Origin of the sequence: Nocardia sp. CA-136227, from assembly GCF_050955695.1 — a bacterium.
Lineage (GTDB): Bacteria > Actinomycetota > Actinomycetes > Mycobacteriales > Mycobacteriaceae > Nocardia.
On sequence record NZ_CP192081.1, the window covers coordinates 3,962,329 to 3,976,467 of the forward strand.

The 14,139-nt window shown below is 69.0% G+C and carries 13 protein-coding genes and 1 pseudogene; 5 read left to right on the forward strand and 9 right to left on the reverse strand.

What is annotated here, in order from left to right:
- Positions 1–153: 153 nt before the first annotated feature.
- From ACQP06_RS18270 to ACQP06_RS18285, 4 genes are all read right to left on the reverse strand, one after another.
- Complete coding sequence (locus ACQP06_RS18270) at positions 154–1,371, reverse strand: transcriptional regulator (RefSeq protein WP_433665750.1); 1,218 nt, start codon at positions 1,369–1,371, stop codon at positions 154–156.
- Positions 1,372–1,520: 149 nt separating this feature from the next.
- Positions 1,521–1,967: a nuclear transport factor 2 family protein gene (locus tag ACQP06_RS18275; protein WP_433665751.1), complete on the reverse strand. Its 447-nt coding sequence runs from the start codon at positions 1,965–1,967 to the stop codon at positions 1,521–1,523.
- Between the two features lie 28 nt (positions 1,968–1,995).
- A complete protein-coding gene (locus ACQP06_RS18280) occupies positions 1,996–2,169 on the reverse strand; it encodes a hypothetical protein (protein ID WP_433665752.1) in 174 nt (57 codons plus the stop codon).
- 10 nt (positions 2,170–2,179) lie between these two features.
- Positions 2,180–3,400, reverse strand: a complete 1,221-nt coding sequence (locus tag ACQP06_RS18285; RefSeq protein ID WP_433665753.1) for an FAD-dependent monooxygenase — start codon at positions 3,398–3,400, stop codon at positions 2,180–2,182.
- A gap of 72 nt (positions 3,401–3,472) precedes the next feature.
- Here ACQP06_RS18285 and ACQP06_RS18290 point away from each other — a divergent pair, with 72 nt between their 5' ends.
- The 4 genes from ACQP06_RS18290 (at position 3,473) to ACQP06_RS18305 (ending at position 7,342) form a co-directional block, all read left to right on the forward strand.
- Positions 3,473–4,036, forward strand: coding sequence for a TetR/AcrR family transcriptional regulator (locus ACQP06_RS18290; RefSeq protein WP_433665754.1), 564 nt, complete (start codon positions 3,473–3,475; stop codon positions 4,034–4,036).
- A gap of 145 nt (positions 4,037–4,181) precedes the next feature.
- A complete protein-coding gene (locus ACQP06_RS18295) occupies positions 4,182–5,162 on the forward strand; it encodes a terpene synthase family protein (protein ID WP_433665755.1) in 981 nt (326 codons plus the stop codon).
- A gap of 331 nt (positions 5,163–5,493) precedes the next feature.
- Positions 5,494–6,477, forward strand: a complete 984-nt coding sequence (locus ACQP06_RS18300) for a polyprenyl synthetase family protein (protein ID WP_433665756.1) — start codon at positions 5,494–5,496, stop codon at positions 6,475–6,477.
- Between the two features lie 130 nt (positions 6,478–6,607).
- Positions 6,608–7,342 (forward strand): glutamine amidotransferase, encoded by a 735-nt coding sequence (locus tag ACQP06_RS18305; RefSeq protein ID WP_433665757.1) that lies wholly within the window; start codon positions 6,608–6,610, stop codon positions 7,340–7,342.
- A 40-nt stretch (positions 7,343–7,382) separates the two neighbouring features.
- On the opposite strand, the pseudogene ACQP06_RS18310 reads toward ACQP06_RS18305, so the two are convergent.
- A pseudogene (locus ACQP06_RS18310) lies at positions 7,383–7,562 on the reverse strand (cytochrome P450); the annotation flags it as partial.
- Here ACQP06_RS18310 and ACQP06_RS18315 point away from each other — a divergent pair.
- Positions 7,563–8,738, forward strand: a complete 1,176-nt coding sequence (locus ACQP06_RS18315) for a helix-turn-helix transcriptional regulator (protein ID WP_433665758.1) — start codon at positions 7,563–7,565, stop codon at positions 8,736–8,738.
- Here ACQP06_RS18315 and ACQP06_RS18320 read toward each other — a convergent pair.
- From ACQP06_RS18320 to ACQP06_RS18335, 4 genes are read right to left on the reverse strand one after another with little or no spacing between them, the layout of a single operon-like run.
- Positions 8,660–9,970: a glycosyltransferase 87 family protein gene (locus ACQP06_RS18320; RefSeq protein ID WP_433665759.1), complete on the reverse strand. Its 1,311-nt coding sequence runs from the start codon at positions 9,968–9,970 to the stop codon at positions 8,660–8,662. The genes ACQP06_RS18315 and ACQP06_RS18320 overlap by 79 nt on opposite strands.
- A 55-nt stretch (positions 9,971–10,025) precedes the next feature.
- Positions 10,026–11,507: a hypothetical protein gene (locus ACQP06_RS18325; protein ID WP_433665760.1), complete on the reverse strand. Its 1,482-nt coding sequence runs from the start codon at positions 11,505–11,507 to the stop codon at positions 10,026–10,028.
- Positions 11,497–13,143, reverse strand: coding sequence for a sulfatase-like hydrolase/transferase (locus tag ACQP06_RS18330; protein WP_433665761.1), 1,647 nt, complete (start codon positions 13,141–13,143; stop codon positions 11,497–11,499). Before ACQP06_RS18330 ends, ACQP06_RS18325 begins: the two co-directional genes overlap by 11 nt.
- On the reverse strand, positions 13,140–14,078 hold the full coding sequence (locus ACQP06_RS18335) for a haloalkane dehalogenase (protein WP_433665762.1): 939 nt from the start codon (positions 14,076–14,078) through the stop codon (positions 13,140–13,142). The genes ACQP06_RS18330 and ACQP06_RS18335 overlap by 4 nt, the downstream gene beginning before the upstream one ends.
- Positions 14,079–14,139: the final 61 nt, after the last annotated feature.

Sequence of the window (14,139 nt, forward strand, 5' to 3'; positions counted from 1 at the left end):
GGTGACGGGGGCCACTATGAACCGCGAAGGTTGGCGGGAGGTTGGCGCCGGGTTGGCGGAACGTTGCCGCGTCGGTACCTGCGGAATCAGCTGCGGTACCGGACATTTCGGATGCGGGACACGCTGTGCAACCTTGCACGCCCCGCAGTGTCGCTAGCGTAGCGCGGTGTGCAGACGCGCGGTCGCGAGCGCGCGGCGGCTGTCGCCGTGCGGGAGCAGGCGCAGGGCGTGCTCGTGGATCTCGATGTCGTCGGGGCAGCGCTGGCCGAAACGCAGGGCGTGCTCGGGATTGTGGTCGGCCAGCACGGCGGTGCGCAGGCAGACGTCGAGGTGTTCGCGCCACTGCACGATGCCCGGGACGTCCGAATCCGGCAGCAGCGGACCGCGGTACAGCCGCACGGCCGTGGTCAGGTCGCCCGCCTCCAGTGCGGCCAGCAGTTCGACGGCGTCGCAGGCGAGGGGTTCGGTGAGCATGTAGCGGCGGTCGGCGATGCGGCCGTCGGTGGCGGCGCGCAGGCGGGAGACATCGGATTTGAGGGTGCTCGACGACACCGACCGGTCGCCATAGACGGCCTCGTGCAAGCGTTCCGGGGTGAAGCCCTCGGGCTCGAGCGCCAGCAGGGTCAGGATCTCGAGCTGCCGCGGCCGCATCGAGACCTGGCGGCCCTGCTGGTACAACCGGGGGACACCCAGCGCTTCGAGGCGGGGCGTGGCCGGGGGGCGCTGCTGTTCGGAGCGCACTCGGGATTCGATGGCGGTCACCAGGGCTCGGACGGTGGTGAGGATCAGCGGATGCGAGCGGTCCCAATACGTCGATAGATCGAGCACGCCCAATTGGCGGCCGTCGGCGGCGCGGATCGGCGCGCAGTAGCAGACCCAGCCGTGCAATGCCTCGACCAGATGCTCGGCGGCCCACACCTGGGAGGGGCGGCCGCTGTGCAGGGACAGGGCGATGCCGCTGGTCCCCATATAGGGCTCGTCCCAGCAGCCGCCGGGGGCGAGGTTCACCGATTCGGCCCGCCGCCGCACCGACCGGTCGCCGCAACTGAAGAGCACGGTCCCGACCTCGTCGGTGACGACCGCGATCATGCCCGAGTCCTCGGTCAGCGCCCGCAGCTCGCCCGCCATCTCGGTGACCGGGGAGCGCAGCGGCGATTCGGCCCAGCGCGAACCCAATTCGTCGCGGTCGGTTCCCGGGGCCACCGCCCGCGTCGGATCCACCGTGCGCAGCGACCGCTCCCACGACGCGGCCACCTCGCCGCGCAACGCCACCTGGGCGCCGGGCGGACGGCCGGGGGTGGACGTGGTCCACCGCTCCCAGGCCTTCTCCAACTCCGCACGCTGATGCGACGCGGCGGGCAGCTGTGTCATGGCGCAAACTCCTCGCGGTGCCTCCGGACCGAGCGATATCCCATGATGGCGCGCGGTCGCACCGCGCGGGCCGCATTCGCCGCAGTAACCTGCGCTAATTCGTGCCCGGCCCCTTCGCAGCCTTCGCCGCCGGCTCCCGGGCCGTCCGATCAGCTACCCGGGAGTGCGTCGGGCGCCACGAACATGTAGCTCTTCTCCTCGACGCGCTGCTTGATCCGCCACTCACCGTCGACCCGGACGAAGGTGTCGTGGTACCAGAGGCCGCACAGCATCAGACGGCGTTCGCCGTCGGCGGCGCCGACCATCATCGGGTTGTGGCACATGGTCCGCGCGGTGGCGTTGTCACCTTCGACGCGGATGGAGGAATTGCTGATCATGTGTTGGAACGCCGAGAAGTTGGGCATGACCGTGGCGAGGAATTTCTTGGTGGATTCCACGTCACCGGCCGGGCCGCCCATGGCGGTGTAATCGATGTGGGCATCCGGGGTGAAGATCTCGTCCAGCATGTCCCACTGGTGGGTGTCCACGGCGTGGGAATAGCGGACCATGAGGTCCTCTATTTCCATGCGATCCGAAATCTCCTGCAGGGACAACATGCTGCCTCCGGGTATGGCCGATAACTCTTCAGTGACGGTGGGCCACCGTATGCCTAGGGTCGTCGTTGATCTTGCCATTTCCGAAAGACGAGGGGATGCGATTGATCTCGTTCACCGGTCCGTCATTGCGGGCCGGAGTGCGTGGCGGCGGCAGCAGGGCCGCCGCCAGCCACCCGAGCAGCGCGGGCCACACGAAACTCACCGTACCGAGGTCAGGCCACGGGGTCCCCGATCCGGTAATCCTTGACCGCAATGGTCCGCGCCACCTTCTGCGGGGCGCCGCCGATCAGTCCGCGCCAGGGCAGGTAGGGGAGCAGGCGCACGTTCAGATTGCGGAAGGCGATCATCGCCTTGCTGTTCGGGGCGTACCAGCCGCCCACGCCCTCGGCGAACGTCTGGCAGGCGTCCACCATCGGCCGCATCTCCGTCTCGTAGCGATCGAAGGCGACCCGGTGATCGCCTGCGGCCGCGGCCAATTCACCGGCCAGCACATACGCCCCGACCAGCGACAGGTCCGCGCCCTGGCCCGACAGCGGGGACGCGCAGTATCCGGCGTCGCCGACCAGCGCGATCCGGCCCTTCGACCACCGGTCCATGCGGATCTGCGCCATGGCGTCGAAGTAGAAGTCCTGGGCGTTCGGCAGTTCCGCGAGCAGGCGCGGCACTTCCCAGCCCTGGTCGGCGAAGGTCTCGGTGAGGATGCGCCGTTGGGCGTCGGCGTCGCGGTAGTCGTAGTCGAGTGGGCCGGAAGCCCAGGCGAAAATCGCTTTGGCCTCGGTGTTCTCACGGGCACTGTAGGAGCCCGCGATCTTGCCGGGCGTGTTGTGGTCCAGTTCCCAGTGATCCAGATTCAGCAGATTCGGTGTCGTGAAGATCGCGATGTAGTAGCCCATGTGGCGGAGGAATTCCGATTCCGGGCTGAAAGCCAGTTTGCGGGTGTGGGAATGGACGCCGTCCGCGCCGATGACCAGATCGAAGGTGCGGGCGGGGGAGTGCTCGAACGTCACGTGCACGCCTGATTCATCCTCGTGCAACGCGGCAATCGAGTCGCCGAAGAGGTATTCCACATTCTCACGGGTCGCCGCGTAGAGAACCTCGGCCAGATCGCCGCGCTGAATCTCGGTGTCGCCATTGGCCCCGACCCCGTTGAACACCTCGCTGGAGATGGAGGCGCGAGCCTTCCCCTCGGCGTCGACATACGAGGTTCCGCGCTTACCCGTGCTGCGAGCGTGCACCTGCTCGAGCAGACCCATGCGCCGGACCACCTCGGTGGCGCTGCCCAGGACATCGATGGCCTGGCCGCCCGGACGCAGGGCCGGGGCCTTCTCGACCACGGTCGGTTCGAATCCGTAGCGCCGCAGCCAGAACGCGAGGGCGGGCCCCGCGATGCTCGCGCCGGAGATCAGGACGTTCTTGGTGCTCATCTGCCGCATGTCTCGACCATAGATCCGATTTGGGCAAACGCGCAAGACATTTGTCTCAGGCGTTCGCGCTAGAGTGTGGGCATGGGAAACCGTGAGGATCTGCTCGCCGGCGCACGACAGTGCCTGTTCGACAAGGGCTATGCCCGCACCACCGTGCGCGATATCGCCACCGCCTCGGGGGTGAGCATGGCGGCCATCGGCTACCACTTCGGATCCAAGGAGGCGCTGCTCACGGCCGCGCTGACGGAGGCCACCGAGGAGTGGGGAGACCGGTTGGCACGGACGGTGACGGCGACGGAACCGAGTCTGGATCCCCTGCGGCGCTTCGCCTCCCACTGGGATGCCATCCGCGAATCGGTGACGGCCGATCGCGGGCTCTGGGCCGCGACCTTCGACGCGCTCTCGCATCCGGAGACCCGGGCCCAGCTGGCGCAGCGGACGGAGGACGCCCGGGCGGGACTGGCCCGATTATTCGAGGGCGATGAGGAGGACGATGCCGGACGGTCGGTCGGCGCGCTGTACCAGGCGCTGCTCATCGGGATCGCCGCGCAATCGCTGATCGACGGCGAGACCGCCCCCAGCGGAAGCGAACTCGCGGAGGGACTGCGGCGGATCACCGGGGTCCGTGACGCCGCGCCCGAGTAGCCGAACGGATCGCAGGAGGGCCGCGCGGGGTCAGGCGGCCCGCAGATTCCTACTGACTGGGATTCCAGATGCGAGTGCAAACGTCCGAAATGCCGTTATCGTTACGGTGTCCTCGGGTAATTAGTTGGGGGGTAGGCAGTTTCGTATGGAAGCTCTCGAAGTCTTCATGCCGTTCGACCCGGCGGGGCTCAATCCCGCGGAGCCGCAGGCGGAAGCGGGAATGTGGGCCTGGCTGGAAGCCTACTCGCTGGTGCCGACCGAGCCCACTCGGCGGCGCATGGAACGGACCCGACCGGCCCGTATGTACGCACTCTGGTGCCCGGGCGCGAGCGCCGAGGAGCTCACGCTGCTGAGCCAGTACACCGCGTGGGCCTTCATCGTGGACGACCAGTTCGATATCGAAATCCCCGAGCCACCGCGGTGTTTGGCGGCGATCCTCGCCATCGAAGCCGTACTGGACGGTATCGACAAGCCGTCCGGCGTACTCGCGATCGCGTTCGCCGAACTGTGGAAACGGCTGCGCCAGGACCGGTCCCCGGCGTGGCGCGAGAGCGTGCGCGGCGAGATCCGGGACTGGCTGTGGACCTACTACGCCGAGAGCGTGGGCCGGCTCTCCGGCAACCTCCCCGACCTCGAGGACTACCGCGCGCATCGGCGAGATGGCGTGGCGCTGTTCGTGTTCCTCGATATCAGCGAGCGCGCCGAGGGCGTCGACCTGAGCCCCGCGACCCGGCACCTGCCCGCCATGCGCAGTCTGCGCGCCGCGGCCGTCGAGCACATGGGCCTGTTCAACGACGTGCTGTCGGTCGCCTCCGACGAGGCGTCCGGCTATCTGTACAACTCGGTGCTGCTGGCGCAGTATCACCACGGCCACGATCGAGCTCAAGCCCGGCAACTGGTGAACGGCATGCTGTCCGAGTGCGTGGCGCGCATGACCGACGCGGTCGAGCGCCTGCCCACCGAACTCGACGACGCCGGCATCACCGGCCGCGAACGCGCCGACGCCCTCGCCACCGCCGCGAATTACACCGTCTACGTGCGCGCCAACCACGACTACCACTACCAGGCCGCCCGCTACACCAGCGCACCCGCCGAGGCGCTCGAACACGGGCTGCCGCTGACCTGACCACGCCCAACCGCGCACCGTTGCCGAACTGAAATTCGCAGGCAACCCCCGGGTTTCAGTTTCCGATGGGACGATGGGGTTCTTCTGAGCATTGCTACCCAGCTGCCACCGGGTGGCTGCGGTAACCGTGTCCGAGAGAGCGGGGCCGATTATGCGAGCGTCGAAACCGATCCGTTTCACCGTGGGAGCGCACGGGGAGAGCAAGCGCCGGTGGGGGCTGTCCCGCCCGGCCGTGGCCGCCCACGCCGGGCACGACGAATCCCGTGCCCGGGCAGCCGAATCCATAACGCGCCCACTCGACACGACCGCGGAGCGAAGAGCCCGTAGACAATTGAGCGAAGCCAGAGCGGCCATAGACCCGGTGTTGCGGACCGCGGTCAGTGGCCTGACCGAGCCGCTGGACCTGATGGCCGGGTACCACTTCGGCTGGTGCGATCCCGAGGGAGCGGCCGTCAGCGGCGTGCAGGGCAAAGCACTGCGCCCGGCGCTCACCTTCGCGGCCGCGACCGCGTGCGGCGGGGACCCGGGCAAGTCGGTGCACGCGGCGGCCGCGGTCGAACTGCTGCACAACTTCTCGCTGGTCCACGACGACGTGATGGACTCCGATGCCTTCCGCCACGGCCGTCCAACGGTGTGGCGGGTCTGGGGTGAGACCACCGCGACCCTGCTCGGCGACGCGCTGCAGGCGGTGGCGCTCGGCGCGCTGTGCGACGGCGTGCCGGAGACCGTCACCGCGGAGGCGGTCATCCGATTGACCCGGGCCACGGTCGACCTGTGCCACGGGCAGTACGCGGACTGCGACTTCGAGACCCGGTCCGCCGTCACCGTCGACGAGTACCTGGGCATGGCCGCGGGCAAGACCGGCGCGTTGCTCGGCTGTGCCTGCGCGCTGGGCGCGCTGTGCGCCGGCGCCGACGAGCGCGTGGTGGCCGCGATGCACACCTTCGGCGCGGAACTGGGCCTGGTCTTCCAGCTAGTCGACGACTACATCGACATCTGGGGCGATCCGAAGGTCACCGGGAAACCCGCGCACAGCGATCTCATCCATCGCAAGCAGTCGTTCCCGGTGGTGTGCGCGCTGGAATCGGGCACCGCCGCGGGTCGCGAGTTGGCTCGGCTCTACCGCACCCGGCATCCGTTGACCGCGGCACGCGCGGCGCGGGCCGCGGAGCTGGTCGAGCGGGCGGGTGGCAAGCAGCGCACGCTGCGGCGGGCATCGACGGCATTGGAAGCGGCTTTCGCGGCGCTGCCCGGTGATCTGGTGTCGGATGATCTGACCGCATTGGCTCAGCTGGTCGCCCATCGCGATCACTGATCCGGAGTACGGCCGTGCGGGCGGGGCCTGAAAAACAAAGTACGTGTAACCGGCGGTTACACGTACTTTGTTTTTTGAGAAATATCTGATGAGGTACGCCGACTGTATCAGAGCCATCGACAATGTGGTGATGGCGAAGCCTTGTCTGCTGTTGCAGCTGCGACCCGAGCAAGCGGCCTCCGACCAGGAGTATGAAGCGATCCTCGACGCAGGCGGTCTCGCGCCGCAGGAGGTGACCCGGGTCGAGATGAATCGCGGCATGCCCGATCTCGACCTCGACGACTACTGGGCCGTCATCGTCGGCGGCGGGCCCAGCAATATCAGTTACCCCGAGGACCGCAAGTACGACTACCAGCGGGTCTTCGAACCAGAACTGCGGAAGCTGCTCATCGAGGTGGTGCGCCGGGACTTCCCCTACCTGGGCGCCTGCTACGGGTTGGGCGCGCTGGCCGATGCCCTGGGCGGGCAGGTCGGGACCGGCCGCTACGCCGAATCACCGGGAGCGACCACCATCGAACTGACCGGCGACGCCGACGACGATCCACTGCTGCGTGGCCTGCCGGACGCCTTCCGCGCCTTCGTCGGCCACAAGGAGTCCTGCCAGGACGTCCCGCCCGGCGCGACCCTGCTGGCCAGGTCCGCCGGCTGCCCGGTCCAGGCGGTCCGGGTCGGCGAGCACGTCTACGCCACCCAGTTCCACCCCGAACTCGACGGCCACGGCCTGGCGCTGCGCATCGAAATCTACCGCCACGACGGCTATTTCGACCCGGACGAGGCCGACTACCTCACCGAACTCGGCCACCGCGAGCACATCACCGTGCCCCAGGAGATCCTGCGCCGCTTCGTCGCCCGCTACCGGGAGTGACTGGCGATCACCGCTGTTCCCGCACCCGGCACCGGATCCCTCAGGGCACGGGCCCGACCGGGTGCAGCACGAGGTCGGTGGTGAGCGGGATTTCGCCCGGGGGAGTGGTGAATTCGAAGTCCCGGATGAGGGTCGCGACCGCGATGCCGGCCTCGAGCATGGCGAAGCGCTCCCCGATACAGCCGCGCGGGCCGTGGCCGAAGGGCAGCCAGGCGAACTTGTGGCGGCCGGCGTCCGCGCCGGGGACGAAGCGGTGCGGGTCGAACCGGAACGGGTCCGGCCCTCCATCTACGGATCCGCGGTGGAGCCGTCGACCTGGCCCGCGACGCTGCGCGAGCTGGTCGACGCCTTCGGGGCCTACGGGGCGGTTGTCGTGCGGGCGACGGGACCGGACCGCGAGATCACCCAGGGTGTGGGGCTCGATCTCGACGCCGCCGCGCGCTGGAACCAGTACTACCGCGCCTTGGATCCGGTCGCCGAGCTCGTCGAGCGGAGTCCGGCCGGGACGGTCGGCCGGGTGGTCGACGCGATCACGGCGACCGAACGGTCCCGGAGCGAGTTCTTCGTCGACTGGGCCCGTCCCACCGGTGTCCGCGACGCGGTGTTCGCGCGATTCTCCGAGCGCTGTGATGGTCCGACCTGGCTGTGCCTGCCGTCGGAATCGACGCATCGGTACAACGAGCCGTGGCCGACGGAGCTGATGCGACAACTCGTTCCGCATTTGCGGGCGGCGGCTGGGATCGAACGCATGGTGTCCGAGCAGGCGCGGGAATTGCGGCTCACCACGGACATCCTCGAACAGCTCGATCGGGGTGGGCTGCTGATCGACCAGCACGGGTTCGTGCGGCACATGAACTCGGCCGCGCACGCGATCCTGACGCGTCGGGACGGGCTGTCGGTGGACGGACGCGGCGAGCTCAGCGCGGCCGCACCGGGAACTCGGACGGCCTTACGGGCCCTGATCGCGTTGGCCTGCGGCGGGGACGATGCGGTACCCGCCGCCGGGAGCCTGCGCGTCCCCCGATCCGGGCCCGGGCAGTACTACGTCCTGCACGCGGTGCCGATTCGACTGGGCGACAGTGCGTTTCAGTGCCCCCGGCTCGCGCTGATCACCATCGTGGACCCGGAGGACGCGTTGCGGCGTTCTCCGGTGGAGATCTGGCGGATGCTCTACGGATTCACCCCGCGCGAGGCGGCCATCGCCGAAGGCGTGCTGCGCGGCGAGGGGCTGCAGGCGGTGGCCGATGCGCTGGCGGTCACGCTGCCCACGGTGCGGGTGCATCTGCAGCACATCTTCCAGAAGACCGGCACCCACCGTCAGGCCGAACTCACCCGGCTGTTGCTCGCGACCGGACCGGTCTTCACAAGCCCTCGAGTCGTCGGCCGCGCACGGTGACGGGTCGCGATCGCGGCGGCGACCAGGAGTGCCACGGTGAGCCAGATGTAGGCGTTGTGAACGATGACAGCGAAATGGCCCGGGTCCGCCAGGCGCAGAATGCTTTCGGAGGGCAGGCCGAGGAACGGGAAGACACCGCCCGAGCAGAGGAGGAAGATCGCGATCAGCGCCGCGGCGGTCAGCGCCGAGCGGTGGCGAACGGTGAGGTCGGCCGTGCAGATCAGCAGGGGTGCGAGCCAGACCCAGTGGTGAATCCAGGTGTAGGGGGAGATGGCGGCGGCGGTCATGCCGCACAGGGTCAGGGCGGCGAGTTCCTGGCCGGTCGCGGAGAGGCGGCGGGCCACGACGAGACAGGCCAGGGCGGTGGCGAAGGCGGCTGCGGGCCAGAGCAATTGGGCCAGGCCGCCGGAGCCGAGGGATCGGGCGAGCAGGCCACGCAGCGATTCGTTGTCGGGGTTGCCGGGGACGCCGACGCGGGCCGGGTCGGCGAAGGCGCCACTCCAGAAGGTGAGGGAGTCCTTCGGCATGACGGCCAGACCGATTGCCAGGGTGGCGGCGCAGGCGCCCGCCGCGGCCGCGGCGGCGCGGAAGCGACCGGTCACCAGCAGGTAGAGGATGAAGAAGGCGGGCGTGAGTTTGATTCCGGCGGCGATACCGGTCAGCGCGCCTTTCCAGCGGGAGGAGTCGGGCAGGGTCATATCGGCCAGGACCAGCAGCAGGAGCAGCAGGTTGACCTGGCCGAGGCCGATCGTTTGGCGGGTCGGCTCACACCACAGCAGCACCGCGGTGGCGGCGGGGATGACGATCAGCAGGCGCCGGTCGCGACGGAAACCCAGCAGCGACAAGGCCGCCCACACCGATCCGGCGAGCAGTGCCACGTTGCCGAGCGCACCGGCCAGAGTGAGCGACGCACCGTGCAGCATCACCAGTGGCACGAACAGCAGAGCCGCGAAGGGCGTGTAGACGAATTCCCATTCGCCGCGCGCGTGCCCGCGCAAGGGAGTGTCGTAGACCGAAACCCCTTGCACCACACGGTCGGCCGCGACCCGGTAGACATCGAGATCGTCCAGCGGGAACATCGCGCGCGGCGGCAGCAGGGCCTGGCGCAGGTACCAGTAGGCGGCCAGGACGCCCAGAGCTCCGATCAGCCACACCACCGGCAACGGCACCGACCGCCCGGGCGGTGCGACTGGATTCAGGGAGGCCGCGTCGCCCCTCGTCGGAACGGGCATGCGGACTCCCACGGTGGTTCGGGCTGGCGTGTGCCCGAACCACCGTAGTGGCGATTCAGTTGTCGCGCAGGGCGATCAATCCCGGGATGACACCCAGATAGGCGGTGCCATCAGGGCCGATGCTGATTCCGGCGTAGTTGTTGTTGAAGCCGGGACCGGTGCCGGCGAGGTGCTTCCAGACCGTGGCCCCGGTCCGGAAGTCCAGCGCGGTGAGGTACCAGGGGTCGCTGGGTTCGGAGCCTTTGGTGTAGCTGTAGATCAGGCCGGTCGCCAGTGAGAGCTTGGGGACGACGGTGGGCGCGGCCTCGGTGGTGTTGGCCCAGACCTGGTGGCAACCCGCGCCGTCAGCGTCGATGTCGATGCGGGCGAAACCGGGCGTGGTGGTCTTTCCGAGCAGGGTGGCCTCGGGACCGGTGTACCCGTAGTTGTTCTCGACGATCAGCGAATTGCCCGCGCTGATCAACGAATTCTCGGTATCACTGGCTCCCGCGCCGAACACGGGGACGGCGCACACCTGTCGCTGTGCCGCCCCGGGCGCGGTGCGGTAGACGACGACGTTCATCGGATCGGCGTTGTCGGTGATGGCGACATAACCGCCCGACAGGATGGTCGGTGTGGTGCCGGTGCCGTCGTCGACCTGGCCCGGTTTGCGTTGTCCGCTATTGGCGTAGGTGGTGCGCCAGGTGATGGCGGGCGCACCGCCGGGTCCCGAGTCGAAGCGGAGCAGTTCGCGGTTGGTGGCGATGTAGACGTCGCCGTCATTGCCCACCGCGAAGGAGTTCTCGATCTCGCCGTTCGCGCCGTCGCCGAGCCGGATCACCTGTGCCGCACCGGTGTTCAGGTCCAGGGTGCCGACCACGCCGTTGGTGCGGGCCACGAACCACAGCAGCCCGTTGCTGTCGGGCAGCGCCGAGTTGAAGGTCTCGCCGGGCCGCAGCAGCCCGGTCAGGTCGTGGTCGTGCACGACGGTGAAACCGTCACCGGCGCTGTTCACCGCGAAGACGCGGATGTGGCCGTCGCGGGAGGCGACGACGGCGCGATCCTGATCGTCGAGGTAGAAGTACGCGCCGCCGGTGAAGTTGCCGAACGCGCCCGGCCGCAGGAAGGCCCCGGGGTCACCGGGAAGTGCGCTGCGGCCCAGCACAATCAGGGTGACCGGGTCGAGCAGGTACAGCGCGGGCGACGGCCCGATGCAGGTCGTGATGATCCGACCGGCGTGATCGAAGGTGAGCGATCCGCACTCGCCGCCGATGACCGCCGACACCATGCGAATATCGTGGCCGAGCGGTCCGGGGCGGGTGGTGGTGTTGCTCATCCAGCCGTCGTCGTGGATGCCGGAACTGCCGTTGGGCGCCAGGTAGGGGTGCTGCGGAACCGGCGGCAGACCGGTGACCGGTTGCGCGACAGCCGGATTGCCGAGGAATACCGGCGGTGCGCCGGGTACGGCCGGGATGGGCAGGGCGGCCGCGGTTCCGGCGACCGCGGCGAGCAGGGTGGCGGCGCCGCCGATGACGCCGCCCCGGGAGCTATTTCGCACCGATGCCGTCCCGGAGGAAGTCGGCGAGCTGCTCCCCGAAGGGTTTCGCGGTCTGGGTGAAGTAATCGTTCCATCCGTCCTGCTGGGCCTGCTGCAGGTAGGAGGGTAGCGGCTGCTGCAGTTCGGTACGCACGGCCTCGTCGTGAAGCCGGCTCATGGTGTCCCGCAGAGCTCCGCCGATGGCCGCTGTGTTGTCGAGTTCGAGCCGACCATCCGGGGTGGAGTAGTCGTAGAGCTCGTACTCCTCCTGCTGCGCGGCGTCGATGCGTAACGTGCCCGCTGCCCAGTGCGAGTAGCGGACGAATTTGGCGTCGGCGGTGCGCAGCGCGATCACGTGTCCCGGTGCGTCACCGTTGAATCGGACCGCGGCCTCCTCGATGGAGTGCTCGTCGGTGGTGTGCAGGATCCACGGCCGTCCGGGCGCGCGGGGATCGCGGGCCACCGCGGCGATATCGTGCCGCCCGGCCAGGTGCGCGTAGCGATCGTCGGAGCGCCAGCCGGTGCCGCCGGTGCCGATGGTCAGCAGCAGGGCTGCCAGGTCGACGCTGGAGGTGAGCTGGTCGCGTACACCAGGGGACGGGGTGAGCAGCCCGCGCGGGTCGTGGATGTAGAGCGGTACCCGAAGGGCCTCGTCGTACGCCCCGCCGCCCTTGCCGTGCAGGCCGTGGGAGCCCGCGTAGTCGCCGTGGTCGGAGGTGAAGACCACCACCGTGTTCGCGGCGACCTCGGGCCGGGACTCGACCGCGGCGATCACGCGGCCGATCTGGATGTCCACCTGCTGCTGGAACCACAGGTAGAGGTTGCGCAGCTCGATCCATTCCTGGTCGGCGCCCGGCGTGCCGTAGGGGGCCAGACCGAAGGTCGCCGCCGACACCTCGACCAGCGCCATCTGCAGTCGCGGCTTACGGGAAAGCTGGTCGAGGGTCTCGAAATTGCCGGGCAGGTCGTTGATCCAGCGCGGAATGTTGTTGTTGGCCAACGTACGTCGCGTCCAGCGCGGCCACCATTGGATGTCGTGCGGATTGACCAGCGACACCGTCGTGCACCACGGGCCTTGCGCCGCATCGGTGTCGAGCCACTGGACGAATTCGTCGACGATGCGGCCGTCCATCTGCAGTCCCTGTTCGGGCGCGCCATTGGGGGAGGGGTAGGTGCCGCCGTCGAAGCCGTAGCGGTCCAGGCCGCCCGGGGTGGTGTCGGCGTAGTGGCCCAGATGCCATTTGCCCCACCAGGCGGTGCGGTAGCCCTGTTCGCGCAGCATCGAACCCCAGGTGGGGAAGCCCGCCGCCAGCTCCGACTGCGAAGTCGACAGGCAGCCGGTCTGGTGGGCGTACAGGCCCGTCACCAGGGCGCCGCGGGAGGGGGTGCAGTCGTTGGCGGCGGTGTAGTGCTGTTCGAACGAGACCGACTTGTTCCGCAGCGCGGCGGTATTCGGCAGGATCGTGTCGAGGACGGACTGCTCGGGGAACCAGATCGGGGCCCGCATCTCGTCGACGATGACGACCAGGATGTTCGGCTTGCCCGGGTCGTTGTCCCGGCGGTCGGGTTCCGCGGTGGCCGGGCCCGCTGCCGCCACTGCGGCCGCCGTGGCGCCGGCCATCGCGCCGGTGCCGAAAAACCCTCTCCTGCTGATCATTCGGTCACTCCTGTGGTGGTGCCGGTGGCGGCGATGAACGCGCTCACCACGGCGGCGAGTTCGGGTCCGCGGTCCTCCTGGAGGAAGTGACCGGCGTCGGTGATGGTGGTGTGTGCCTGACCGGCGGCGCCGGGCACCTTCTCCTGGAAGGGCCGGTGACCGCCGGCGGTGATCGGGTCACCGTCGGAGAAGGCGGTCAGCACCGGCTTCTCGAACCGCGCCAGCTGTTCCCAGGCGGCCCGGTTGGCCGGGGCGGCCGGATCGTCGGGGCGGGTGGGGACCAGGAGCGGGAACGCTCGCGCGCCCGCCTTGAAGGTCTCGTCCGGGAAGGGCGCGTCGTAGGCGGCCACCACCTCGGGGGACAGGGTGGTGCGGCAGCCGCCCGCGATGATTCCGCCGACGGGGAAGGTCGGCGTCTCCTGGGAGAAGCGCTGCCAGGCGGCGAAGGCGTCGGTGAGTTTCGCGTCGCCGGTGGGCAATCCGGTGTTGGCGACCACCACGCGGGCGAACCGGTCGGGGTGTTCGGCGACCAGCCGCAGGCCGATGAGGCCGCCCCAGTCCTGGCAGACCAGCGTGATGCCGGTCAGGTCCAGGCGGTCGAACAGGACCTCGCGGATCCACTCGACATGGCGGGCGTAGGTGTAGTCGGCGCGATCGGCGGGTTTGTCGCTGCGGCCGAAGCCGATGAGATCCGGTGCGATGCAGCGCGATCCGGCTTTCACCAGCACGGGGATCATGGTCCGGTACAGGAAGCTCCAGGACGGTTCGCCGTGCAGCAGCAGGACGACGTCCCCGTCGCGGGGACCCTCGTCGAGATAATGCAGCCGTAGCCGGGTCGCGCTCCCGTCCCCGGCGGCCACGTCGGTGTAGTGGGGTTCGAAGTCGAAGTCCGGCAGATCGGCGAACCGGTCGTCCGGTGTCCGCAGTGCGTGCATGCTGCCGACCCTAAAACTATTTGCACGTGGAGTGCAACAATCAATTTTCCTGTGTAGGGTC

Coding starts and splice junctions, on each gene's coding strand:
- ACQP06_RS18270 (WP_433665750.1), bottom strand. CDS start 1,371: ATGACACAGCTGCCCGCCGCGTCGCATCAGCGTGCGGAGTTGGAGAAG.
- ACQP06_RS18285 (WP_433665753.1), bottom strand. CDS start 3,400: ATGCGGCAGATGAGCACCAAGAACGTCCTGATCTCCGGCGCGAGCATC.
- ACQP06_RS18330 (WP_433665761.1), bottom strand. CDS start 13,143: ATGATCAGCAGGAGAGGGTTTTTCGGCACCGGCGCGATGGCCGGCGCC.
- ACQP06_RS18335 (WP_433665762.1), bottom strand. CDS start 14,078: ATGCACGCACTGCGGACACCGGACGACCGGTTCGCCGATCTGCCGGAC.
- ACQP06_RS18295 (WP_433665755.1), top strand. CDS start 4,182: ATGGAAGCTCTCGAAGTCTTCATGCCGTTCGACCCGGCGGGGCTCAAT.
- ACQP06_RS18290 (WP_433665754.1), top strand. CDS start 3,473: ATGGGAAACCGTGAGGATCTGCTCGCCGGCGCACGACAGTGCCTGTTC.
- ACQP06_RS18320 (WP_433665759.1), bottom strand. CDS start 9,970: ATGCCCGTTCCGACGAGGGGCGACGCGGCCTCCCTGAATCCAGTCGCA.
- ACQP06_RS18275 (WP_433665751.1), bottom strand. CDS start 1,967: ATGTTGTCCCTGCAGGAGATTTCGGATCGCATGGAAATAGAGGACCTC.
- ACQP06_RS18305 (WP_433665757.1), top strand. CDS start 6,608: ATGGCGAAGCCTTGTCTGCTGTTGCAGCTGCGACCCGAGCAAGCGGCC.